This window comes from Roseovarius carneus (genome assembly GCF_020141465.1).
GTDB lineage: Bacteria > Pseudomonadota > Alphaproteobacteria > Rhodobacterales > Rhodobacteraceae > Roseovarius > Roseovarius carneus.
This window is the reverse complement of sequence record NZ_JAHSPD010000001.1, coordinates 2,688,043-2,710,421: the sequence shown is the minus strand read 5'-3', so window position 1 is coordinate 2,710,421 and position 22,379 is coordinate 2,688,043. Positions and strand designations below refer to the sequence as shown.

The following is a 22,379-nucleotide window of genomic DNA, read 5'->3' as shown; positions in this document are numbered from 1 at the left end:
ATGGCTGAATTTTTCACAACTCCGCTTGGAACGCTGGTGCTGATCATGGCGCAATGTCTGGCCGTTCTGGGCTTCGTCATGGTCTCGCTCTTGTTCCTCGTCTATGGCGACCGCAAGATCTGGGCCGCTGTGCAAATGCGGCGCGGCCCCAACGTGGTGGGCACGTTTGGCCTGTTGCAGACCGTGGCCGATGCGCTGAAATACGTCGTCAAAGAGGTTGTGGTGCCTGCGGGGGCCGACCGCACGGTCTTCATGCTCGCCCCACTGGTCAGCTTTGTTCTCGCCGTCATTGCATGGGCCGTGATCCCGATGAACGAGGGCTGGGTGCTCTCGGATATCAACGTGGCCATCCTTTATGTCTTCGCGGTCTCCTCATTGGAGGTTTACGGCGTGATTATGGGCGGCTGGGCGTCGAACTCGAAATACCCCTTCTTGGGCAGCTTGCGGTCAGCGGCGCAGATGATCTCTTATGAGGTCTCGATCGGTCTCATCATCGTGGGCGTCATCATCTCCACAGGCTCGCTCAATTTCGGCGCTATCGTCGCCGCGCAGGACACGCCCTACGGCTTTTTCGGGTGGTATTGGCTGCCGCATCTGCCGATGGTATTTTTGTTCTTCATCAGCGCCTTGGCCGAGACGAACCGACCGCCCTTCGATTTGCCAGAGGCCGAATCCGAGCTGGTGGCAGGCTATCAGGTGGAATATTCCTCCACGCCCTTCCTGCTCTTCATGGCGGGCGAATATATCGCGATTTTTCTGATGTGTGCGCTGATGTCGCTGATGTTCTTCGGCGGCTGGCTATCGCCCATCCCCGGCCTGCCTGATGGCGTGCTGTGGATGCTGGGCAAGATGGCGTTCTTCTTCTTTCTCTTCGCGATGGTGAAGGCGATCACGCCGCGCTACCGCTATGACCAATTGATGCGGATCGGCTGGAAGGTCTTCCTGCCCATGAGCCTTGCTTGGGTCGTGATCATCGCGTTTTTGGCGAAATTCGAAGTCTTCGGTGCCTTCTGGGCACGCTATGCGATGGGAGGCTGAGGGGGTTGGGAGTAGATTACGTCCTTTTTGATCGGCTGGTTGAGCTTTCGACGCGTTTCGCGCCGAAAGGCCGCACGCTGATGCTTGGGCGGCAGAAATTCCCCATTCAGACGAAGCACCGCAAACGCTATGAGGCGTCGCTGAAAGAGCACGGCATCGAGGGCAAGCGCTTTGATTTTCTGCAAGAGGATGGCTATGCCGAGACCTTGATGGAAAAGCTGGGATTTGGCCCCATCGAGACGATGGATTTCTCGGATTACGAGGGTGCCACGGTGCTGCACGATCTGAACAAGAGGCCCAAGAAGAGCCTTGAGAACAAGTTTGACCTGATCTTTGACGGTGGCACGGTTGAGCATGTGTTCAACGTGCCCGCAGCGCTCGAAGGGCTATACCGGATGCTGAGACCCGGCGGGCGGCTGATCTCGGCAAATGGGCTGAACGGGTGGTATGGCCACGGGATGTATCAATTCAACCCCGAGCTGGTCTGGACCTTTTGGCGGCGAGCGTGCAATTGCAACGTCATAGACTGCCGGGCGATTCCCATCGATCCCGATGATGCATTCGGGCATGTCGCCTTTGCTGATCCGGCGGAAACCGGCGTGCGGCTGAGATTGAAGAACCAGATCGGGCCGGGGCGGACCTATCTCTATTACGAGGTCGAAAAGACCAAAGACAGCCACCTGCCGGATTTCGCGCTGCAAAGCGATTACGAGACCCGGTGGGACGGACATGAAAACGCCGGGGACACCCGGCTGACACCCGACGCAAGGAGCTGAGCCATGGCAAACATCGACTACGGACGCGCGGCGGGATATTTTCTGCTGTCGGATTTCATCAAAGGCTTCAAGCTGGGCCTGAAATACTTCTTCGCGCCAAAGGCCACGCTGAATTATCCGCATGAAAAAGGCCCGCTTAGCCCGCGATTCCGGGGCGAGCATGTGCTGCGCCGCTATCCCAATGGCGAAGAGCGCTGCATCGCGTGCAAGCTTTGCGAGGCGATCTGCCCCGCGCAGGCGATCACGATTGACGCAGAGCCGCGTGACGATGGCTCGCGCCGCACCACGCGCTATGACATCGACATGACCAAATGCATCTATTGCGGTTTTTGTCAGGAAGCCTGCCCGGTGGATGCCATCGTGGAGGGGCCAAATTTTGAGTTCTCCACCGAGACCCGCGAAGAGCTTTTCTACGACAAGGCCAAGCTTTTGGAAAACGGCGACCGCTGGGAAGCCGAGATCGCCCGCAACCTTGAGATGGATGCACCTTACCGATGAATGATGCCAGCAACCCTTTCGAGATGATGATGCGACAGGCACAGGAGATGGCGAAAGCCATGAACCCTGCGCTTGATACGTTCTCGCCCAAAGGGTTCGAGGCGCTGTGGCCGACCATGCCGAAAGAGATCATGGAAATGACCTTTGGGCGCGGGGCCAGCGCCGAAGGGCTTGATGCCAAGACGCGGCTTTTGCTGACGCTTGCGGGGTTGACTATGCTGGGCGCGCAAAGCGATGCGCAAATCCGCATGACGGTGCGCCACCTGCTTGAGGCCGGGGCCACCAAGGACGAGATTGCCGAGACCATCGCGCAGATGTCGATGTTCGCAGGCGTGCCGTCGATGACCCGCGCGATGGAGATTGCGCGCAGCGTGATGGACGTGGCACCGGATGCCAAAACCGATGGAGAGACGACATGAGCGTTGCCGTTATGGCCTTCTACCTCTTTGCGATTTCCGCCCTCACAGGCGGGCTTTTCACAGTGATCAGCCGCAATCCCGTCCATTCGGTGCTGTGGCTTATCCTGACCTTCATCAGCGCGGCGGGTTTGTTTGTCCTTTTGGGGGCCGAGTTTGTCGCGATGCTCTTGATCATCGTCTATGTGGGGGCGGTTGCGGTGCTTTTCCTCTTTGTGGTGATGATGCTGGATGTGGACTTTGCCGAGCTGAAGGCTGAGATGGCGCAATATATGCCGCTTGCCTTGCTGATCGGGTTGATCCTGATGATGCAGTTTGGCCTCGCCTTCGGTGTCTGGGAGGCCGCGGATACGGCTGAGGCCGCCCGCGCCGCCGTTACCCCTGAGGGGGTGCAGAACACTGCTGCCATCGGCCTTGTGCTCTATGATCAGTATTTCCTCTTGTTCCAGCTTTCGGGTCTGATCCTGCTGGTGGCGATGATTGGCGCGATTGTGCTGACGCTGCGCCACCGCACCGACATCAAACGTCAGAATGTGCTGCAACAGATGTGGCGTGATCCTGCCAAGGCGATGGAGCTTAAGGACGTCAAGCCGGGGCAGGGGCTGCAATAGCATGAGCCTTGGGCGCACATATATGACAGCGCTTTTGCTCATTGGGTTGGGCAGCGGGGCCATGGCGGCGCCCGAGCTTGGGGCCTGCACGCGGGTGACCCATGTGAGCCATGGTGGCGAGGATATGCACCGCGATCTGGGCGAGGGGCGCGTGATGTGGCGCAACTGGTGGAGCCAGGAGGGCAGTGCGGTTGATTACGTGATCGTGGATTGCGCGCCCGCCCGCGCGCTCAGTTTTCGCACCGCCGAAGACAACATGAACGCGCGCCTGCCGTTCAACCGGACCGAGGCGGCATTGCGCGCCGTGGCAAGCCATGAGAACGGTGCGCGCGTCTTCGCCACGCTGGAGCGGATCGCGGCGGACCTGGGTAACAATGCCCGTGACATTGAGATTACAGAGCTGAGCGCCGAGCCTTGCGCTTGCGCCGCACTCTACGGCGATTTGCGCGGGCCGGTGGACAAATTCGTCATGGGCGACTAGCCCGCGACGCGACGACAAAAGAAAATCGGGCAACGACCCGGAGGGACAGACATGATCGGAATTGAACATTACCTGACAGTGGCGGCGGCGCTCTTCGTCATCGGCATTTTCGGGCTATTCCTGAACCGCAAGAACGTCATTATCCTGCTCATGTCGATTGAGCTGATGCTGCTTGCGGTGAACATCAACCTTGTCGCCTTTTCAAGCTTTTCCGGCGATCTGGTGGGGCAGGTCTTTACCCTTCTCGTGCTCACCGTCGCCGCCGCCGAGGCCGCTATCGGCCTCGCAATCCTCGTCTGCTTCTTCCGTAACCGCGGCACGATCGCGGTCGAAGATGTCAACGTGATGAAGGGCTGAGACCATGGAACAGATCATCCTTTTCGCGCCCCTCGTCGGGGCCATCATCGCGGGCTTTGGCTGGCGGATCATTGGCGACGCGGGCGCGCAATGGGTCACGACGGGGCTTTTGTTCCTCGCAGCGGCCCTCAGCTGGGTCGTGTTTCTGGGCCATGACGGGGTCACCACGAAGGTTCATATCCTCGATTGGATTCAATCGGGGCTGCTGGACACCGCATGGTCGATCCGTCTGGACCGTCTGACGGCAATCATGCTGGTTGTAATCACCTCGGTGTCGGCGTTGGTGCATTTGTATTCAATGGGTTACATGGCCCATGACGACAACTTCAGCGAGAACGAGAGCTACCGCCCCCGTTTCTTTGCGTATCTGTCGTTTTTTACCTTCACCATGCTCATGCTGGTGACGGCGGACAATCTCTTGCAGCTCTTCTTCGGGTGGGAGGGGGTCGGCCTCGCGTCCTACCTGCTCATCGGGTTCTATTTCCGCAAGCCAAGCGCCAACGCCGCCGCAATCAAGGCGTTCGTGGTGAACCGCGTGGGCGATGCGGGCTTCCTTCTGGCGATTTTCGCCATCTTCTATCTGACCGAGTCGATTATGTTCGACGATATCTTCGCCGCCGCTCCCGCGCTGGCTGAGACGACGGTCAGGTTTCTTTGGGCCGATTGGAATGCGGCCAACTTGATTGCGTTCCTGTTGTTCGTGGGCGCGATGGGCAAATCGGCGCAGCTTTTCCTGCACACATGGCTGCCTGACGCGATGGAGGGGCCCACGCCCGTCTCCGCGCTGATCCACGCGGCCACGATGGTCACGGCGGGGGTTTTCCTTGTCTGCCGCATGTCCCCGGTGATGGAATTCGCGCCTGAGACGATGGCGTTTGTGACCTTCCTTGGGGCCACCACGGCCTTTGTCGCGGCCACGATTGGCCTTGTGCAGAACGATATCAAACGGGTGATTGCCTATTCCACGATGAGCCAGCTTGGCTATATGTTCGTCGCCGCCGGTGTGGGCGTCTATTCGGTGGCGATGTTCCACCTCTTCACCCACGCGTTCTTCAAGGCGATGCTTTTCCTCGGCGCAGGCTCGGTCATTCACGGGATGCACCATGAGCAGGACATGCGAAATTACGGCGGGTTGCGGAAGAAAATGCCCTATACGTTCTGGGCGATGATGATCGGGACGCTGGCAATCACGGGTGTTGGCATCCCATCGGTCTTCTTCACCTTCGGTGGCGTGCCGATTGGCTTTGCGGGCTTCCTCAGCAAGGACGCCGTGATCGAGAGCGCCTATGCCGCAAGCACCGGCGGCTATGCCTTCTGGATGCTGGTGATCGCAGCGCTCTTCACCGCCTTCTACAGCTGGCGTCTGATGTTCCTCACGTTCTTCGGCACCCCGCGCGGGGACAATCACACCCATGAGCACGCACATGAAAGCCCCAAAGTGATGCTGGTCCCACTGGGCGCGCTGGCGGTTGGGTCGGTTCTGGCGGGTATGGTGTGGTTCAACAGTTTTTTCGGTCACACCGATACGGTCGCCAAGTTCTTCGGCGTGCCCTATGCCGAGGCGTCCGAGCATGGCGCGGATCACAGTGCGGATCATGGTGAGAGCACGGATGAGCACGCGAGCGCGGATGCCGGACACGGCACAGGCGCCGCGAAAGAGAAAAAGCCTCACTATGTCTTCTCCGGTGAGCCGGGCGAGGGTGCAATTTACACCGGGCCGGAAAACACGGTCCTGAATGATGCGCATTACGTGCCCAAATGGGTGAAGCTTAGCCCGTTCATCGCCATGCTGATCGGCCTTCTTACGGCCATGTGGTTCTACATCTGGACCCCCAAACTGCCTGCGCGCGTGGCGGAGACAAACAAGCCGCTCTACCTCTTTTTGCTAAACAAATGGTATTTCGATGAGATCTACGACGTGATCTTCGTGCGCCCCGCAATGTTCCTTGGCCGCTTCTTGTGGAAGCGCGGGGACGGTAATGTGATCGACGGCGGCATCAACGGGCTGGCGCTGGGTATCGTGCCCTTCTTCGTGCGCGCAGCAGGGCGGGCGCAGTCGGGATACATCTTCACCTATGCCTTCGCCATGGTGATCGGGATCGTGGTCCTCGTCACATGGATGACGTTCACCGGAGGAGCGAACTGATGGAAAATGTTCTGTCTATCACCACGTTCATCCCGCTGATCGGGGCGGCCATCCTTGCGATTTTCCTGCGCGGTGAAGATGAGGCGGCGCAGCGCAACGCGAAATGGGTGGCTCTGGCCACCACCACGGTCACATTCCTTGTGTCGCTCTTTATCCTGTTCGACTTTGATCCCAACAACACCGGGTTTCAGTTTGTTGAGGAGCGCACATGGCTTTTGGGCCTGCAATACAAGATGGGCGTCGATGGGATTTCAGTCCTGTTCGTGATGCTGACCACTTTCATGATGCCGCTGACCATTGCGGCCTCGTGGAACGTCAAGCACCGCGTGAAGGAATACATGATCGCCTTCCTGATCCTTGAGACGCTGATGCTCGGCGTGTTCATGGCGCTTGATCTGGTGCTCTTTTATCTCTTCTTCGAGGCGGGCCTTATCCCGATGTTCCTCATTATCGGCATCTGGGGCGGCAAGGCGCGCATCTATGCCTCGTTCAAGTTCTTCCTCTACACCTTCCTCGGGTCGGTCTTGATGTTGATCGCTATGGTGGCGATGTTCGCGGATGCGGGCACAACGGATATGACTGTCCTTTTGCGGCATGAGTTTGCCTCGGAGACCTTCCCGCTGATGGGTGTCACGGTCGTGGGCGGCATGCAGACGCTGATGTTCCTTGCGTTCTTCGCGAGCTTTGCAGTCAAGATGCCGATGTGGCCCGTCCATACATGGCTGCCGGATGCGCACGTGCAGGCGCCCACGGCGGGCTCGGTCGTGCTGGCGGCGATCCTCTTGAAGATGGGTGGCTACGGCTTCTTGCGGTTCAGCTTGCCGATGTTCCCAGTGGGTGCCGAGGTCCTGACGCCGCTGGTCTTGTGGCTCTCGGCGATTGCGATCGTTTACACCTCGCTCGTGGCGCTGGCCCAAGAGGATATGAAAAAGCTCATCGCCTATAGCTCGGTTGCGCATATGGGCTTTGTCACAATGGGTATTTTCGCCGCCAACCAGCAGGGCATCGACGGTGCGATCTTCCAGATGATCAGCCACGGCTTTATCTCCGGTGCTTTGTTCCTCTGTGTCGGCGTGATCTATGACCGGATGCACACGCGCGAGATTGACGCCTATGGTGGGCTCGTGAACCGGATGCCGGCCTATGCGCTGATCTTCATGTTCTTTACCATGGCCAATGTGGGCCTGCCGGGCACATCCGGCTTCGTAGGCGAGTTCCTGACGCTGGTCGGTGTGTTCAAGGTGAACACCTGGGTCGCGCTCGTCGCGGTGAGTGGTGTTATCCTCAGCGCGGGATACGCGCTCTGGCTTTACCGCCGGGTCGTGATGGGGGATCTGATCAAGGAGAGCCTGCGCTCGATCACCGATATGACGCGTCTTGAGCGGGCGATCTTTGCGCCACTGGTCGTGATGACCCTGTTGCTGGGGGTCTATCCCAGCCTGGTGCTTGATATCATAGGCCCCTCGGTCGAGGCGCTGATTTCCAATTATGACACTGCTCTGGCCGAGGCGCATAGCGCCAGCCAGATCGCCAGTGGCGTTGAATAAGAGAGGGCCCGGACATGCAGGCTGATCTGAACGTCGTTCTGCCCGAAATCGTTTTGTCGGTATACGCGATGATGGCCCTTTTGGGGGCTGTCTACACGGGCAAGGACAAGATGGCCGGGATGCTGGTCTGGCTCACGGCGGGGCTTTTCGTGGCACTTGCCTTCTGGATCGGCACCAGCGGCAGCGGCACGCGCGAGGCCTTTGGCGGCATGTTCGTCGATGACGGGTTTGCGCGCTTTGCCAAGGTGATGATCCTGCTTGGAGCGGCCTCGGTACTGATCATGGGGCAGGACTACATGGCGCGGCGCGATATGCTGCGGTTTGAGTATCCGGTGCTGATTGCGCTTTGTGCCGTTGGCATGATGGTGATGGTGAGCGCGGGCGATCTCATGGCGCTCTATATGGGGCTTGAGCTACAATCGCTGGCACTTTACGTCATCGCATCCTTGCGCCGTGACAGCGCCAAATCCACCGAGGCCGGTTTGAAATACTTTGTGCTGGGCGCGCTCAGCTCCGGCTTGCTGCTTTATGGCGCATCGCTGGTCTACGGGTATGCGGGCACAACGCTCTTCACGGGCATCATTGAGGCTGCGGACGGGCAGGCATCCTTGGGCCTGTTGTTGGGGCTGGTCTTCGTTCTTTCGGGCATGGCGTTCAAGATTTCGGCGGTGCCGTTCCATATGTGGACGCCCGATGTCTATGAGGGGGCGCCGACGCCCATCACCGCGTTTTTCGCCACGGCCCCCAAAGTGGCGGCGATGGCCCTTTTTGCGCGGGTCGTGCATGACGCCTTTGGCGGGGTCGTGAAAGACTGGCAGCAGATCGTGGCGCTTCTGAGCGTATTGTCGATGTTCCTCGGGGCGATTGCGGCGATTGGCCAGACGGATATCAAGCGGCTGATGGCCTATTCATCCATTGCGCATATGGGGTTTGCCCTGATGGGCTTGGCCGCTGGCACGGCGTTTGGCGTGCAGGCGATGCTGATCTATATGGCGATCTATGTGACGATGAATGTGGGCACCTTCGCCTTTATCCTGTCGATGCAGAAAGACGGGCGTCCTGTGACGGATATCGCCTCGCTCAATATGTATTCCAAGGCGCATCCGGGACGCGCGCTGGCGATGCTCGTGCTGTTGTTCAGCCTTGCGGGCGTGCCGCCCCTTCTGGGCTTTTTTGGCAAGTTCTATGTGCTGCGCGCGGCCTATGATGGTGGGCTGGCATGGCTCGCAATCGCGGGCGTTATCGCGTCGGTGATTGGCGCATATTATTATCTGCGCATCGTCTTCTTGATGTATTTCGGAGAAGAGCGCGAGGCACTGGACCCGCCAGGCTCAGCCGTGCTGTGGGGCTTCCTGATGGTATCGGCAGTTCTCATCGGGGTGTCGTGGTTCCCCGGCCTGAACCTTTTTGGGATCGAGGCCGCCGCGCAGGCGGCGGCAGCGACGCTTGTCAACTGAGCGTGGTGCATCTGCACCAGGCGGTGATTTGAGTATTTCTGCTGAGAAGAAAGCCTGGCCCGTGGGGGTCGGCAAGCGTGTGTTGGCCGAGGTGGACAGCACCAACGCGGAAGCGATGCGCGTGGCGCGGCAGCTTGACCAGCCTACGTGGATTTTGGGCCTGCGCCAGACGGCGGGGCGCGGGAGGCGCGGGCGCGCGTGGTCGGACCCTGAGGGGAATTTTGCAGCCACGCTGGTGATGCAGCCCATGGAGCCCGTTGAGCAGGTGGCGCTGCGAAGTTTTGTGGCGGCATTGGCGCTTCATGATGCGTTGGAAGCGGCGGGGGTAGGCGCGGGTTTGGCGTTGAAATGGCCCAATGATGTTTTGCTTTCGGGCGGAAAGCTGGCTGGAATTTTGCTAGAGAGCAGTGGGGTCGGGACGGCGTCCGCGCATTTGGCAGTGGGGATCGGGGTGAACCTTGCTCATGCGCCGGACGCGGCGGAGGGGGCAGCGTTTGCGCCGGTAAGCCTGAGGGAAGTGGCGGGAATAAGTCTGTCCCCGGAGGCGTTTCTGGAGCTGCTTGCCCCGGCCTATGCGGCCCGCGAGGCGCAGTTCAGAGCCGATGGGTTTGCGCCGATCCGCGCGGACTGGCTGTCGCGGGCGGCGCGGCTGGGCGAGGTGATCACGGCGCGGACGGGAACCGAAGAGATCACCGGGCGGTTTGAGACGGTGGACGCCGCAGGGCATCTTGTTCTATCAGAGCGCGAAAAGCGGCATGCCATTCCGGCAGCCGATGTGTTTTTCCAAAGGGCGGCTGATGCTTCTGGCGATTGATTGCGGCAATACCAACACTGTCTTCTCGATCTGGGACGGCACGCAATTTTTGTGCACGCTGCGCACCTCGACTCATCACGCCCGCACGGCGGATGCGTATTTCACATGGTACTCCACCTTGGTGAAGCATTACGGGATTGAGGTGGAGATTGATGAGGTCATCATCTCGTCCACTGTACCGCGGGTCGTCTATAACTTGCGGGTGTTCTCGGATCGCTTCTTTGGTTGCCGCCCCTTGGTGGTCGGCAAGCCCGATTGCGCGCTGCCTGTTCTGCCACGGGTCGATGCGGGCACGTTGATCGGGCCGGATCGGTTGGTGAACACGGCGGGCGCGTTTGACCGCCATGGTGGCGATCTGATCGTGGTGGATTTTGGCACAGCGACCACCTTTGATGTGGTGGCGGGTGACGGGGCCTATATCGGCGGGATGATTGCGCCAGGGGTGAACCTGAGCCTTGAGGCGCTCCATATGGCCGCTGCCGCCTTGCCGCATATCGACATCACGCTGCCGCAGGGCGCAGTTGGAACCAACACCGTGGCCTGCATGCAGGCCGGTGTGTTCTGGGGCTATGTCGGCCTTGTGAAGGAATGTTGCGCGCGTATTTGCGCCGAGCGAGATACGCCGATGAAGATCATCGGCACCGGGGGGCTGGCGCCTCTCTTCAACGAAACCGAGGCGTTGTTCGACGTGCTCGAAGAAGATCTGACGATGCACGGTTTGACCGTGATCCACGCGTATAACAAGAAAGGCTGAGGCCGAAATGAGCAATGAAAGAGTAATCTACCTTCCTCTGGGAGGGGCGGGTGAGATTGGTATGAACGCCTATGTTTACGGCTATGGCAAACCTGGCAAAGAGCGGCTGATCCTTGTGGATCTGGGCGTGACCTTCCCCGATATGGACAGCAGCCCCGGGGTGGATCTGATCCTGCCTGATGTGAGCTGGCTGGTGAAGCGCAAGAACGATCTGGAGGCAATCTTTGTCACCCACGCGCATGAGGATCATGTCGGCGCCGTCGCGCATTTCTATGACCGTCTGGGCGCGCCCGTCTATGCGCGGGCCTTCACGGCCAATATCGCGCGGCGCAAGATGTCCGAGCATGGGCATCCTGAGAAGGCGGTGAAAACCGTGTCACCTTGGCCCGAGACGGTGAAAGCGGGGCCTTTCACGGTGGGCTTTGCGCCGATTTCGCATTCCATCCCCGAAAGCAGCGGCCTTGTGATTGACACGCCGGGCGGGCGGATTGTGCATACGGGGGATTTCAAGATTGACATGAATCCCGGCGTGGGCGAGGCGTTTGACCCCGATATGTGGCGCGAGATTGCGCAGCCCGGTGTCCTCGCGCTGGTGTGCGATTCGACCAATGTGTTCAGCAAGAATGAAGGGCGCTCGGAATCCACCGTCGGCCCCGAGATCGAGAAGCTGATTGCGAGCGCGAGCGGCATGGTCGCCGCGACCACATTCGCCAGCAACGTGGCGCGCGTGAAAACACTCGCCGAGGCGGGCGAGCGGGCAGGGCGGTCCATTTGCCTTATGGGGCGCGCGATGAAGCGGATGGTCGAGGCGGCGGTCGAGACCGGCGTTATGAAGGATTTCCCCCCGGTGGTGAGCCCTGAGGACGCCAAGGGCATCCCGCGCGAGAACCTTCTGCTGATCGTGACGGGCAGTCAGGGTGAGCGGCGCGCGGCCTCGGCCCAATTGGCCAATGGCAAATATATGGGCATGACCATGACTGAGGGCGATACGTTCCTCTTCTCGTCCAAAACCATCCCCGGCAATGAGCGTGGCGTGGGCCGTATCATGAACCAGTTCTCTGAGATGGGCGTGGATGTGGTGGATGACAGTGACGGGCTCTACCATGTGTCTGGCCACGCGAACCGCCCTGATCTGGAGGCGATGCATGATCTGATCCGGCCCCAGATGGTCATCCCCATGCATGGCGAGCATCGGCATTTGCGCGAGCATGTGAAAATCTGCAATGCCAAGCGGTTGCGCGGTGTTCTTGCCGTCAATGGCACGATGATGGACCTCAGTGCCAACACCCCCACCGTGGCCGAATATGTGGACACGGGCCGGATGTATTTGGACGGGTCTGTCAAATACGGCGCGCTCGACGGGGTCGTGCGGGACCGTATCCGCATGGCGCTGAATGGGCATGTGAGCGTCAATGTGATCCTTGACGAGAATGACGAGCCGTTGGGCGAGCCATGGTGCGAGGTGATGGGCCTGCCGGAACTGGGCAAGTCCAACGCGCCCTTGGTGGACGTGTTGGAAGAGGATCTGAGCCAGTTTCTGGGCCGCGCCAATGCGCGCACGCGGGCGGATGATGACAAGCTGAGCGATGAGCTTCGCCGTGTGACGCGGCAATCGGGCATGTCGGAGATCGGTAAGAAGCCCGAAGTGACGGTGATCGTCAGCCGAATGAACTGATCTGGCACGCAACAGCGAGAAAAAAGGCCGGGGGCGTGTGCCTCCGGCCTTTTTTTATGTGTCTGACCTAAGTGGACAAGCGCGTGCTGCTATAGCTGCGCCCTTTTGCTGTGGAGCTTAGCTATCGCGGCGTTCTTCAAAGCTCATGGCGATGAAGCTGGGCATGTGATCGCCAAGCCCGACAACGCGGTTATTGTCACCACCGCCACCGCCACCGCCGCCGGAGCGGCCACGACCGCCGCGACCACCACGTGAGCGGGGCTTGTCCTCGCGGGGGGCGCGGTCTTGTGTTCCCTCGGATGGGGCTGCTTGAATGTCTTTCGCCGGTGCAGGCGCCTCGGCTGGCTCGGTCGCTGGGGGTGTCTCGGACAGCTCTGCTGCTTGCGTGGGCACCTCCTCGGTCGCTGGCGCGGCCTCATCGGGCTTGCGCCTGCTGCGCGTGCGGCGCGGTTTGGCGGGCTTTTCGTCCTCAGCAGGCGCTGCGGCCTCTGCCGAAGCGGGCGCGCCGCCACCAAGCGGATTGTCGAGCCGTGGAATGGCCTTTTGGATCAGCGTCTCAATCGCGTCGAGGTTCTTCTCATCACGTGGGATGCAGATCATCATCGCCTTGCCATCGCGCCCGGCGCGTCCGGTCCGGCCAATCCGGTGAACATAATCCTCGGCATGGCTTGGCACATCGAAGTTGAACACATGGCTCACCGCAGGCACGTCGAGCCCACGCGCGGCCACGTCCGAGGCGACCAGAAAGCGCAGATTGCCCTCTCGGAAGCCGTCAAGCGTGCGCGTGCGCTGGCTTTGATCCAGATCGCCGTGGATTGGGGCCGCGTCATAGCCGTGTTTCTTGAGGCTTTTGGCGACCGTATCCACATCCATCTTGCGGTTGCAAAAGATGATGGCGTTGGAGCATTTCTCGCCCTCAGCGTCGATCATCGCACGCAGCAGATTACGTTTTTCGGTGCCCTCGCGGTCTTTGCGCGAGGCTTTGAAAATCACGACGCTTTGCTCAATCGTCTCGGATGCTGTGGCCTGACGGGCCACTTCTACGCGGGCAGGCGCGCTGAGGAATGTGTTGGTGATCCGTTCAATCTCGGGTGCCATGGTGGCCGAGAAAAAGAGCGTCTGGCGCGTGAAAGGCGTCAGCGAAAAAATTCGCTCGATATCGGGGATGAAGCCCATGTCGAGCATCCGGTCGGCCTCGTCGACAACCATCACCTGAACGCCGGTGAGCAGCAGCTTGCCGCGCTCAAAATGGTCCAGCAGACGGCCCGGCGTGCAGATCAGGACGTCCACGCCCTTGTCGATCAACTTGTCCTGCTCCTTGAAGCTGACCCCGCCGATAAGCAGCGCTTTGGTTAGCTTGAGATGCTTGGAATAGGTATCGAAATTTTCGGCCACTTGCGCGGCCAATTCTCGGGTGGGGCACAAGACAAGGCTGCGCGGCATCCGCGCGCGTGCGCGCCCCCGCGCCAGAAGCGACAGCATCGGCAGTACGAAGCCCGCCGTCTTGCCGGTGCCTGTCTGGGCAATGCCGAGGACATCGCGCCCTTCGAGAGCGGGCGGGATTGCGCCTGCCTGAATGGGGGTGGGGCTCTCATAGCCCGCTTCGGCGACGGCTTTGAGGACTTTTGGATTGAGATTGAGATCGGAGAATTTGGTCATGTGCATCCGGAGTTTACGGACACGATACGGCCCGTACATCTGATTGGGTCCGGGCCCCTATGGCCCCGTGGTTATCCACATGCGTGGACCCTGCTTGCCCTTTATCCGATGCTGGGGGGGCGGGTCAATGCGGCACGGATTTGCCGGGTCAATCCCGGCGCGCAGGCGCGTATTGTTGCGGTTTTGGCACCAAAGAGCACGCGATCAGGCGTGATCGGGGAAGTGGGTGCTGCGTTTTGCGTCCAGATCTAGGTCGATCTGGTGCAGATGGCCATGTGCTGCGAGCCGCTCGCGCAGGGCGGGCGTTGCGGTACAAACCTCATCATAAAACGCATGCAGGGCCGTCTCGCCCCCCTCGGCTTCGATCATCGAGAAGAGCGTATTCATCGGGGTGCCAGCGGCCGCTGCCCCCTTCAGCTCGGCCCGGTAGGAGCCTTGGGCGAGGCGATAACGATACGCCTCAAGCCACCGCTCCCAGCTTGGGGCGTGCATATGGGCAAGGAGGGTCTGGGGCAGGGTGTGGCTGTTCTCGATTTGAACGTTGTTAACAAAGGCGTTATGGATGCGCAGCTTGAGGTCTTCCGCCCCGGTCCGTACGAAGATCTTGCCGCTGACATGGCTGAGAAAGCCGCCACTCAGATGCGCCCCAAACGTGGGGTAGATCACTTCGGTCTCGGGTCCGCGCAGTTTCGGGCGTATATGGCAGCTTTTGAAATAGAGCGGGCCGCCGGGGTCGTTTGGATCAGGGGCCAGCGCCTCTACCGGGCGTACCCTCGCGGTGAGGTTGCCGCCGGGCACATCGGCCAGCGCCTCGGCAAGGGTGCGCGTGGGGATCAGGAATTCATCCACGTCGATGTGGCCAAGCCAGTCAACGCCTGGGCGACGACGATAGGCGCGAGTGGCGTTGAGGCTCTGGCGGCCTTGATGCTTCTCGGGCCGTTTGCGGCGCTGCGCCCAGTAGGCGTCATCGCAGAGGGTAACATGGCAGCGTGGATGCGCCTCCAGCGCCGCGCGCGCCTCAGGTGCGTCCACGTCCAGATAGATATGCAAACGGTGCGCGCCCAGATCCAGATGATGCGCGGCAAAGTTCAGAATGTCGCGGCACGGTGCCTTGATGGTCGACACGAGGCCCCATTTGGGCAGGGTCATGGGGGTCGTCCTCTCATCACTGCACACTCGTCCACCATGCCGGGGCCGGTTGAGCGCCGCAAGGGGTCACAATCCAGCGAGCGGGGGGATTTTCTCTGGCGTGGATCGCCGCGCCCATGCCAGCTTACCCTATATCCAATCAGATAAGGACAACCCCCATGCGCCTTCAGACCATCGCCCTCCTTGCCGCGCTGGCATTGCCCGCCATTGCCCAAGACGCCCCAGACCCGAGCCCGGAGCCCGCCATGACCGCCGACCGGCTGAGCGCGATTGTCGCGGCCCTTGATCCCGATGCAATCATCGGCGAGCGGACATGGCAGATGCGGGTGGGTGAGACATCTGTGCTGATCGTGGCCGATCCCAGCAATGGCCGGATGCGCGCCATGGCCCCGATACGCGAGGCGGAAGGGATCGCCCCCGAAGAGCTTGAGCGCATGATGCAGGCCAATTTCGACAGCGCCTTGGATGCGCGCTACGCGATTGCCCAAGGCCTCCTGTGGGCTGCGTTCATTCAGCCGTTGGAGCCTTTGGAGAAGGATCAGTTCATCTCGGGGCTGGGCCAGGTGGCCAATCTCGCGCAGAGTTTCGGGACGCTTTATTCCGGCGGGGCGCTGCAATATGGCGGCGGCGACAGCCCCAATCTGCAACGCCAGCTGATTGATGACCTGCTCAAAAAAGGCGAGGAGATCTGACCCCGTTTCGTCATGCGCTTCGTCTTGCGCTTGGCCGCCGCTGGCCCTACATTTGACCAAGACAATCACAGGAGCAGGTCATGGCCATTCTCGCCACCGATATCGAAGCGCTGATTCGCGAGGAATTTCCCAATGCGCAGATCAAAGTGCAAGGCGATGACGGCGCGCATTTCGCGGCCCATGTGGTTGATGAAAGCTTTCGCGGCAAAAACCGCGTGCAACAACAACGTGCAGTCTATGCGGCCCTCAAAGGCAAGATGGATGGCCCCGCAGGCGAGTTACACGCGCTCGCCCTGACTACCAAAGCGCCGGATTGATTCAATCTGTCTTCCCCCAAATTCCGAATTCCAAGGACCTCACCCATGACCGATGCCAAGACACAGATCGAAGAGACCGTCAAAGCGAATGACGTGGTGCTTTACATGAAGGGCACCAAGGAGATGCCGCAATGCGGGTTCTCCAGCCGTGTCGCGGGCGTGCTGAATTTCATGGGCGTGCCCTTCATGGATGTGAACGTGCTGGCCGATGATAGCCTCCGCCAGGGCATCAAGGATTATTCGGACTGGCCCACCGTTCCACAGCTCTATGTGAAGGGCGAATTTGTTGGCGGTTGCGATATCATCACTGAAATGACCCTGTCTGGCGAGTTGGACACGCTTTTCGCCGAGAACAACGTGACATTCGACAAAGCTGCCGCCAATAAAATCCGCGAAGCCAACGCCTGAGCCTTTTTGGCGGGCTGCTCTGCTTTGATGCGGGGCGGTTTTTTGAGTATTTGGCTAAGAAGAAAGCCCGGCGTGGAGATTATACTCCGGCCGGGCTTTTTCTTGGTTTAAAGCGTATCGCGTTTAACTGGCTTCAAGTATTCATCGGACCGGGCGAGGCAGCGTTTGCAACGTATAACGCGTTCGCCCGGTCCGGTGAATTCAATTGAACGCGACACGCTCTAAATACCCAAATCCTTGGTGTGTGCCTTGCGCGGACGGATCAGGCGAAAATGGCCGCGAAAGACGAGCGGTAGGTCTCTTTGAGGTCTGCCAAAGGTACGCTGGTGGCGCCGAATTTCACGGCATCACCGCAGAAGCGGCCCACGCTGGTGACTGTCACGCCGGCTTGGCCTGCTGCGATCATCAGCCCTTCGGCCTGATCGAAGTTGCAGGCAACGAGGTAGCGGCCCTGGTCTTCACCAAAGAGCGTGGGCGTATCTTCCGTGTCGAGGATCACGCCGACGTCGCCTGCTTCGGCCATCTCGAAGGCGGCCATGGCGAGGCCGCCATCGCTGAGGTCGGTGCAGGCGCGGATCAGTTCCACATTGGAGCGAATAAAGTTGCCGTTGCGGCGCTCAGCCTCCAGATCGACGGGGGGCGCGTCGCCTTCGGCGCGGCCAAAAACCTCTGCCAGAAGGGCGGATTGGCCCAGATGGCCATGGGTTTCGCCAATGACCAGCGCCACATGGCCGTCGCGGGCGGTGCCGGTGATGGCATGGTCCGCGTGGGCGATCAGGCCCACGGCGCCGATGGTGGGCGTGGGCAGGATCGCTTGGCCGTCTGTCTCGTTATAGAGCGAGACATTGCCTGACACGATCGGCATGTCGAGCGCGCTGACCGCCGCCGAGATGCCTTTGATCGCGCCGACGAACTGCCCCATGATCACGGGCTTTTCTGGATTGCCGAAATTCATGTTGTCGGTGGTGGCCAGCGGTGTCGCGCCTAAGGCAGTGAGGTTGCGGTAGGCTTCGGCCACGGCCTGTTTGCCGCCCATTTCTGGGTTTGCCTGAACATAGCGCGGCGTCACGTCTGAGGTGAAGGCCAGCAGCTTTTCCGTGCCATGCACCCGGATAAGCCCGCCGCCCAGGCCGGGGCCGCGCACTGTGTCGGCCATGACCATCGTGTCGTATTGTTCATACACCCATGCGCGGGAGCTGTAATTGGCCGAAGCCAGCAACATGCGCAGGGCATCTATGGGATCGACCTGCGGCACTGTGGCGGGATCGAGCGCATCTGGGACGGGTGTCTCCTCCCATGGGCGGTCATATTCTGGCGCTGTGCCCGAGAGGGCCGCGAGCGGCAGGTCTGCCTTCACCTTGCCATTATGCAGGATGAGGAAGCGGTCTTCGGCAATCGTCTCGCCGACGATGGCGAAATCGAGGTCCCATTTTTCGAACACGGCGCGGGCTTCGGCCTCCTTCGCGGGATCGAGCACCATCAGCATGCGTTCTTGCGACTCAGACAGCATCATCTCATAGGCCGTCATATTGGCCTCGCGCTGCGGTACGGCCTCAAGGTTGAGTTTCACACCCAAGCCGCCCTTGTCGCCCATCTCCACAGCCGAGCATGTGAGGCCTGCGGCCCCCATATCCTGGATCGAGATCACGGCGCCCGTCGCCATCAGCTCCAGCGTGGCTTCCATCAGGCGCTTTTCGGTGAAGGGGTCGCCTACCTGCACGGTGGGGCGCTTGTCCTCGATTGTGTCGTCGAACTCGGCGCTGGCCATGGTTGCGCCGCCCACGCCGTCGCGGCCGGTTTTTGCGCCAAGGTAGACCACGGGGCGGCCCACGCCGCTGGCCGCCGAATAGAAAATCTTGTCCGTATCGGCCAGCCCCGCGGCGAAGGCATTGACGAGGCAGTTGCCGTTATAGGCCGGATCAAAGCGCAGCTCGCCGCCCACAGTGGGCACGCCGAACGCATTGCCGTAGCCGCCGATACCCTCGACCACGCCGTGAACAAGCTGACGCGTCTTGGGGTGGTCGGGCGACCCGAAGCTAAGCGAGTTCATCGCAGCAATGGGCCGCGCGCCCATGGTGAAGACATCGCGCAGGATGCCCCCCACGCCGGTAGCCGCCCCCTGATAGGGCTCGATATAGCTGGGGTGGTTGTGGCTCTCCATTTTGAAGACAACGCATTGCCCGTCGCCGATATCGACGATCCCTGCATTCTCGCCCGGCCCGCAAATCACTTGGGGGCCTTCCGTAGGCAGGGTGCGGAGCCATTTCTTGGAAGATTTGTAGGAGCAATGCTCGTTCCACATGGCTGAGAAAATGCCCAACTCGGTGAAGCTGGGCTCGCGTCCGATGATCTCAAGGATGCGCGCGTATTCGTCCGGGGAAAGCCCGTGTGCGGCGATGAGATCGTCTGTGATGGCTGGCTCTTGCATCTTGTCTTTGTCCCCCAAGGCGGCTGCTTGGGCGCTGTTTAAGACATTGCGCGGCGCGGGGGAAGGGGGAGTGCACGCAACGTAAACAGGCGTGCACATCATCGCTTGACCTAGGCGCGCGAGCCGGGTTGGGTAGCGCGAGCCGCGAGGAGGTGCGAGATGGACGTTTTGGAGAACAAGTGGCGCGGCAAGGGCCTGCCCGAGGGCGCGCTGAGGGGAATCCCTGCGCCCTCCGTGGACGCACAAGCGCCGCGTGCATTGCTCGCGCGGTGCCCGGTTGCGGCTGTGACGCCTTTGGTTGTGGCCGAGGGGTTTGGTCCGACGGTTTGGGTCAAGGATGAGCGTGGGCGGATGAACCTTGGCAGCTTTAAAGCGCTGGGCGCGGCGTATGTGATCGCGCATGAGGCGGATACATCCGGCGCGTCAGACATGGCCACGGCGCTTCAGGGCCGTACTTACGTGACGGCCAGCGCGGGCAATCACGGGCTGTCGGTTGCCGCAGGGGCTGCGGCGTTTGGCGCGGCTTCGGTGGTTTATTTGGCAGAAACAGTGCCCGAGAGTTTTGCCGGGCGGCTGCGCGACAAGGGTGCCAAGGTGGTCCGGCATGGTGCCAACTATGAACAAAGCATTGAGGCCGCGATGATGGCGGCTGAGGAAAACGACTGGACCTTGCTGTCGGACACGTCATGGGAGGGGTATACCGAGATCCCGCATCGCTTGATGGAGGGGTATCTCGCCATGGCCGCTGAGGCGGTGGAGCAATGCCCCGAGGTGCCTACACATATTTTCTTGCAAGCGGGCGTCGGCGGGCTTGCCGGGGGGGCGGCGGCGTATTTTCGCGACGCTTGGGGTGATGCGCCGCGCATTATCGTGGTGGAGCCTGAGGCAGCCCCTGCGCTTTATGCCTCAATTCGGGCGGGTGAGAGTGTGGTCACCGAGGGGCCTGTCTCGGCCATGGGGCGGCTGGACTGCAAGGAGCCGTCGATGATTGCGTTGAAAGGGCTCGCACGGGACGCAGACGCGTTCGCGCTTATCTCAGAAGGGGAGAGTGCTGCGGTGCTGCCGGAGCTGGAGGCGATTGGGTTGGTCAGCACGGCCTCAGGGGCCGCAGGCTTGGCTGCGATGATGCTCAGCGATCTGCCCATCTCGGCGCGGGTGCTGTGCGTGCTGAGCGAGGCGGCTGATTGAGCGTGGATATAGCAGCGCCGAGGGGCTTTGAGCGGGCGGAGTTTGAGGCGCGCACGCATGCAGCACAGGCCGCTATGGCCGCCGAAGGCCTCGGCGCGCTTTTGCTCACGACCGAGCCGGAGGTGCGGTATTTCACCGGGTATCTCACGCGGTTCTGGGAAAGCCCGAGCCGCTCTTGGTTTCTGGTGCTGCCCGCGCGCGGCGCGCCCATTGCCGTGATCCCCTCCATCGGGGCCGCATTGATGGCGCAGACATGGATCAGCGATATCCGTACATGGCCCGCGCCGCGCCCCAAGGATGACGGTGTGAGCCTTCTGGCGGAGACGCTGCGCGAGGTGGGTGGCCCAGTGGGCGTACCGATGGGGTATGAGGCGCATCTGCGGATGCCGCTGGGCGATTATGTCCGGGTGCAGGCGGCATCGGGGTTGGAATTTCGCGGTGATGCCGGGATCGTGGCGGCCCTGCGCGCGATCAAATCAGAGGCCGAGATCGACAAGATCCGCGCGGCCTGTGCCATCGCCACGCGGGCCTACGCGCGGATGGGGGAGATTGCAGGCGAGGGCGTGCCGCTCAGCACGGTCTTTCGCGGGTTTCAGCGGCTTTTGCTGGAGGAGGGCGCGGATTGGGTGCCCTATATTTCGGGGGCTGCGGCGCAAGGCGGCTATGACGATGTGATCTCGCCTGCTTCTGACATGCCCTTGGCGCTGGGCGATGTGATGATGCTGGACACCGGCGCAGTGCGCGATGGGTATTTTTGCGATTTTGATCGGAATTTTGCGATTGGCGCGCCGAGCGCGGAGGTGCAGGTCGCCCATGCGCGGTTGATTGAGGCGACAGAGGTGGGGCTTGCGGCGGCCCGGCCCGGTGCGCGGGCCTGCGATGTGTTCGCGGCGATGGCGCAGATTGCGGGCGGTGGCGAGACGGCGGGGCGTCTGGGCCACGGGCTGGGGATGCAACTGACCGAGGGGCTGTCGCTGACGGCGCAGGACGAGAGCGTGTTGCAGCCTGGCATGGTGATCACGCTGGAGCCGGGCACGGAGGTCAGCCCCGGCCAAAACTTGGGCAAGATCATGGTGCATGAGGAAAACATCGTGATCCGCGAGGGCGGCGCAGAGCGGCTGACGCAGTTCAGCGGGCCGGAGATTGTGGTGCTTTAACCCGCTCGCTCCGCCGCCTTTGCCGCATCCCAGAGCGCGTCCATCTCGGCCAGATCGCTGTCCTCAGGGGTCTTGCCCTCGGCCTTGAGGGCGGCCTCGATAAACTCAAACCGCCGGGTGAATTTGCCATTGGCGCGGCGCAGTGCGGCCTCAGGGTCCACCTGCATGTGGCGCGCGAGATTGGCCATAACAAAGAGCAGATCGCCGAATTCCTCCTCGATGTGATCCGGGTCCGTGGCCTCTAGCAGTTCGGCCATCTCCTCGGCCACCTTGTCCAGCACTTGCGCCGTCTCAGGCCAGTCGAACCCCACCCGTGCCGCGCGTTTTTGCAGCTTCACCGCGCGCAATAATGCAGGCAAGCCCATCGCCACACCGTCCAGCGTGCCGGTTTGCGTTGCCTCGGCGCGCTCTGCGGCCTTGACCGTTTCCCAATCCAGCGTCTGCTGGGCCGCGGATTTATCGCGGCTCTCATTGCCGAACACATGCGGATGGCGCGCGACCATCTTGTCGGAGATGCCATCCGCAATCGCATGGAAATCAAAGAGGCCCTTGTCTGCGGCGATCTGGCCGTGGAACACCACCTGCAACAGCAGATCTCCAAGCTCCCCTTTCAGATCATCCCAATCTGCGCGCTCGATGGCGTCGGCGACCTCGTAAGCCTCTTCTATCGTGTAGGGGGCGATGGTGGCGAAGTCCTGCTCTATATCCCATGGGCAGCCTGTCTGGGGATCGCGCAGCCGCGCCATGATGGCCAGAAGCCGGGGCAGACCGCCCGATGGGTCGTGGATCAGAGGGTCATCAGCCATTGCGC

The 22,379-nt window shown here is 61.1% G+C and carries 22 protein-coding genes; 18 read left to right on the top strand and 4 right to left on the bottom strand.

From position 1 onward, the window contains the following. The 13 genes from nuoH to KUD11_RS13360 are packed head-to-tail and all read left to right on the top strand — an operon-like array spanning nucleotide 1 to nucleotide 12,570. Nucleotides 1-1,038, top strand: coding sequence for an NADH-quinone oxidoreductase subunit NuoH (nuoH, locus tag KUD11_RS13420; RefSeq protein WP_109384220.1), 1,038 nt, complete (start codon nucleotides 1-3; stop codon nucleotides 1,036-1,038). Nucleotides 1,039-1,043: 5 nt separating this feature from the next. Then, complete coding sequence (locus KUD11_RS13415; RefSeq protein ID WP_109384221.1) at nucleotides 1,044-1,814, top strand: class I SAM-dependent methyltransferase; 771 nt, start codon at nucleotides 1,044-1,046, stop codon at nucleotides 1,812-1,814. Between the two features lie 3 nt (nucleotides 1,815-1,817). Then, nucleotides 1,818-2,312 (top strand): NADH-quinone oxidoreductase subunit NuoI, encoded by a 495-nt coding sequence (gene nuoI, locus KUD11_RS13410; protein WP_109384222.1) that lies wholly within the window; start codon nucleotides 1,818-1,820, stop codon nucleotides 2,310-2,312. Further along, complete coding sequence (locus KUD11_RS13405) at nucleotides 2,309-2,731, top strand: carboxymuconolactone decarboxylase family protein (protein ID WP_109384223.1); 423 nt, start codon at nucleotides 2,309-2,311, stop codon at nucleotides 2,729-2,731. The genes nuoI and KUD11_RS13405 overlap by 4 nt, the downstream gene beginning before the upstream one ends. Further along, nucleotides 2,728-3,339, top strand: coding sequence for an NADH-quinone oxidoreductase subunit J (locus KUD11_RS13400; protein ID WP_109384224.1), 612 nt, complete (start codon nucleotides 2,728-2,730; stop codon nucleotides 3,337-3,339). The genes KUD11_RS13405 and KUD11_RS13400 overlap by 4 nt, the downstream gene beginning before the upstream one ends. A 22-nt stretch (nucleotides 3,340-3,361) precedes the next feature. Beyond that, nucleotides 3,362-3,820: a hypothetical protein gene (locus tag KUD11_RS13395; protein ID WP_224380244.1), complete on the top strand. Its 459-nt coding sequence runs from the start codon at nucleotides 3,362-3,364 to the stop codon at nucleotides 3,818-3,820. Between the two features lie 51 nt (nucleotides 3,821-3,871). Further along, entirely contained in the window at nucleotides 3,872-4,177 is a 306-nt protein-coding gene (gene nuoK, locus KUD11_RS13390; RefSeq protein WP_109384226.1) for an NADH-quinone oxidoreductase subunit NuoK, read from the top strand. A 4-nt stretch (nucleotides 4,178-4,181) separates the two neighbouring features. Then, nucleotides 4,182-6,323, top strand: coding sequence for an NADH-quinone oxidoreductase subunit L (gene nuoL, locus KUD11_RS13385; protein WP_109384227.1), 2,142 nt, complete (start codon nucleotides 4,182-4,184; stop codon nucleotides 6,321-6,323). Beyond that, a complete protein-coding gene (locus KUD11_RS13380; RefSeq protein ID WP_109384228.1) occupies nucleotides 6,323-7,870 on the top strand; it encodes an NADH-quinone oxidoreductase subunit M in 1,548 nt (515 codons plus the stop codon). Before nuoL ends, KUD11_RS13380 begins: the two co-directional genes overlap by 1 nt. A 14-nt stretch (nucleotides 7,871-7,884) precedes the next feature. Further along, the gene (nuoN, locus tag KUD11_RS13375; RefSeq protein WP_109384229.1) at nucleotides 7,885-9,327 is read left to right on the top strand and encodes an NADH-quinone oxidoreductase subunit NuoN; all 1,443 of its coding nucleotides are present in this window, start codon (nucleotides 7,885-7,887) and stop codon (nucleotides 9,325-9,327) included. Nucleotides 9,328-9,361: 34 nt separating this feature from the next. Continuing rightward, nucleotides 9,362-10,141 carry a biotin--[acetyl-CoA-carboxylase] ligase gene (locus KUD11_RS13370; RefSeq protein WP_109387793.1) on the top strand — a complete coding sequence of 260 codons (780 nt, stop codon included), beginning with the start codon at nucleotides 9,362-9,364 and terminating at the stop codon, nucleotides 10,139-10,141. Beyond that, nucleotides 10,125-10,895: a type III pantothenate kinase gene (locus KUD11_RS13365; RefSeq protein WP_109384230.1), complete on the top strand. Its 771-nt coding sequence runs from the start codon at nucleotides 10,125-10,127 to the stop codon at nucleotides 10,893-10,895. Before KUD11_RS13370 ends, KUD11_RS13365 begins: the two co-directional genes overlap by 17 nt. 7 nt (nucleotides 10,896-10,902) lie before the next feature. Beyond that, nucleotides 10,903-12,570 (top strand): ribonuclease J, encoded by a 1,668-nt coding sequence (locus tag KUD11_RS13360; protein ID WP_109384231.1) that lies wholly within the window; start codon nucleotides 10,903-10,905, stop codon nucleotides 12,568-12,570. Nucleotides 12,571-12,687: 117 nt separating this feature from the next. Here the strand turns inward: KUD11_RS13360 and KUD11_RS13355 are convergent, their stop codons facing one another. Together KUD11_RS13355 and KUD11_RS13350 are read right to left on the bottom strand one after the other, a co-directional pair. Next, on the bottom strand, nucleotides 12,688-14,229 hold the full coding sequence (locus KUD11_RS13355) for a DEAD/DEAH box helicase (RefSeq protein WP_109387795.1): 1,542 nt from the start codon (nucleotides 14,227-14,229) through the stop codon (nucleotides 12,688-12,690). A gap of 204 nt (nucleotides 14,230-14,433) precedes the next feature. Then, nucleotides 14,434-15,378: a glycosyltransferase family 2 protein gene (locus KUD11_RS13350; protein WP_109384232.1), complete on the bottom strand. Its 945-nt coding sequence runs from the start codon at nucleotides 15,376-15,378 to the stop codon at nucleotides 14,434-14,436. Between the two features lie 158 nt (nucleotides 15,379-15,536). On the opposite strand from KUD11_RS13350, the gene KUD11_RS13345 reads away from it, so the two are divergent. The 3 genes from KUD11_RS13345 to grxD all read left to right on the top strand — a co-directional run bounded on the left by KUD11_RS13345 (nucleotide 15,537) and on the right by grxD (nucleotide 16,795). Further along, nucleotides 15,537-16,070 carry a type III secretion system chaperone gene (locus KUD11_RS13345; RefSeq protein ID WP_109384233.1) on the top strand — a complete coding sequence of 178 codons (534 nt, stop codon included), beginning with the start codon at nucleotides 15,537-15,539 and terminating at the stop codon, nucleotides 16,068-16,070. Nucleotides 16,071-16,150: 80 nt separating this feature from the next. Further along, nucleotides 16,151-16,387 (top strand): BolA/IbaG family iron-sulfur metabolism protein, encoded by a 237-nt coding sequence (locus KUD11_RS13340; protein WP_109384234.1) that lies wholly within the window; start codon nucleotides 16,151-16,153, stop codon nucleotides 16,385-16,387. 45 nt (nucleotides 16,388-16,432) lie between these two features. Further along, nucleotides 16,433-16,795: a Grx4 family monothiol glutaredoxin gene (grxD, locus tag KUD11_RS13335; RefSeq protein WP_109384235.1), complete on the top strand. Its 363-nt coding sequence runs from the start codon at nucleotides 16,433-16,435 to the stop codon at nucleotides 16,793-16,795. Between the two features lie 262 nt (nucleotides 16,796-17,057). Here grxD and purL read toward each other — a convergent pair whose 3' ends face one another. After that, nucleotides 17,058-19,223: a phosphoribosylformylglycinamidine synthase subunit PurL gene (purL, locus tag KUD11_RS13330; RefSeq protein WP_109387797.1), complete on the bottom strand. Its 2,166-nt coding sequence runs from the start codon at nucleotides 19,221-19,223 to the stop codon at nucleotides 17,058-17,060. 159 nt (nucleotides 19,224-19,382) lie between these two features. On the opposite strand from purL, the gene KUD11_RS13325 reads away from it, so the two are divergent. Continuing rightward, nucleotides 19,383-20,411 carry a pyridoxal-phosphate dependent enzyme gene (locus KUD11_RS13325; protein WP_109384236.1) on the top strand — a complete coding sequence of 343 codons (1,029 nt, stop codon included), beginning with the start codon at nucleotides 19,383-19,385 and terminating at the stop codon, nucleotides 20,409-20,411. Then, nucleotides 20,408-21,568, top strand: a complete 1,161-nt coding sequence (locus tag KUD11_RS13320; RefSeq protein ID WP_224380242.1) for a M24 family metallopeptidase — start codon at nucleotides 20,408-20,410, stop codon at nucleotides 21,566-21,568. Before KUD11_RS13325 ends, KUD11_RS13320 begins: the two co-directional genes overlap by 4 nt. Here the strand turns inward: KUD11_RS13320 and mazG are convergent. Beyond that, nucleotides 21,565-22,374 (bottom strand): nucleoside triphosphate pyrophosphohydrolase, encoded by an 810-nt coding sequence (gene mazG / locus KUD11_RS13315; RefSeq protein ID WP_109384237.1) that lies wholly within the window; start codon nucleotides 22,372-22,374, stop codon nucleotides 21,565-21,567. The two genes, KUD11_RS13320 and mazG, sit on opposite strands and share 4 nt — an antisense overlap. Nucleotides 22,375-22,379 lie beyond the last annotated feature (5 nt).

Excerpts from the sequence above, each read along its gene's own strand:
- KUD11_RS13360 (WP_109384231.1), top strand. The coding sequence starts at position 10,903 with ATGAGCAATGAAAGAGTAATCTACCTTCCTCTGGGAGGGGCGGGTGAG.
- KUD11_RS13380 (WP_109384228.1), top strand. The coding sequence starts at position 6,323 with ATGGAAAATGTTCTGTCTATCACCACGTTCATCCCGCTGATCGGGGCG.
- mazG (WP_109384237.1), bottom strand. The coding sequence starts at position 22,374 with ATGGCTGATGACCCTCTGATCCACGACCCATCGGGCGGTCTGCCCCGG.
- KUD11_RS13405 (WP_109384223.1), top strand. The coding sequence starts at position 2,309 with ATGAATGATGCCAGCAACCCTTTCGAGATGATGATGCGACAGGCACAG.
- nuoI (WP_109384222.1), top strand. The coding sequence starts at position 1,818 with ATGGCAAACATCGACTACGGACGCGCGGCGGGATATTTTCTGCTGTCG.
- KUD11_RS13340 (WP_109384234.1), top strand. The coding sequence starts at position 16,151 with ATGGCCATTCTCGCCACCGATATCGAAGCGCTGATTCGCGAGGAATTT.
- KUD11_RS13345 (WP_109384233.1), top strand. The coding sequence starts at position 15,537 with ATGCGCCTTCAGACCATCGCCCTCCTTGCCGCGCTGGCATTGCCCGCC.
- grxD (WP_109384235.1), top strand. The coding sequence starts at position 16,433 with ATGACCGATGCCAAGACACAGATCGAAGAGACCGTCAAAGCGAATGAC.
- nuoN (WP_109384229.1), top strand. The coding sequence starts at position 7,885 with ATGCAGGCTGATCTGAACGTCGTTCTGCCCGAAATCGTTTTGTCGGTA.
- KUD11_RS13355 (WP_109387795.1), bottom strand. The coding sequence starts at position 14,229 with ATGACCAAATTCTCCGATCTCAATCTCAATCCAAAAGTCCTCAAAGCC.
- KUD11_RS13325 (WP_109384236.1), top strand. The coding sequence starts at position 19,383 with ATGGACGTTTTGGAGAACAAGTGGCGCGGCAAGGGCCTGCCCGAGGGC.
- nuoK (WP_109384226.1), top strand. The coding sequence starts at position 3,872 with ATGATCGGAATTGAACATTACCTGACAGTGGCGGCGGCGCTCTTCGTC.
- purL (WP_109387797.1), bottom strand. The coding sequence starts at position 19,223 with ATGCAAGAGCCAGCCATCACAGACGATCTCATCGCCGCACACGGGCTT.
- KUD11_RS13350 (WP_109384232.1), bottom strand. The coding sequence starts at position 15,378 with ATGACCCTGCCCAAATGGGGCCTCGTGTCGACCATCAAGGCACCGTGC.
- KUD11_RS13365 (WP_109384230.1), top strand. The coding sequence starts at position 10,125 with ATGCTTCTGGCGATTGATTGCGGCAATACCAACACTGTCTTCTCGATC.
- KUD11_RS13400 (WP_109384224.1), top strand. The coding sequence starts at position 2,728 with ATGAGCGTTGCCGTTATGGCCTTCTACCTCTTTGCGATTTCCGCCCTC.
- nuoH (WP_109384220.1), top strand. The coding sequence starts at position 1 with ATGGCTGAATTTTTCACAACTCCGCTTGGAACGCTGGTGCTGATCATG.
- nuoL (WP_109384227.1), top strand. The coding sequence starts at position 4,182 with ATGGAACAGATCATCCTTTTCGCGCCCCTCGTCGGGGCCATCATCGCG.
- KUD11_RS13395 (WP_224380244.1), top strand. The coding sequence starts at position 3,362 with ATGACAGCGCTTTTGCTCATTGGGTTGGGCAGCGGGGCCATGGCGGCG.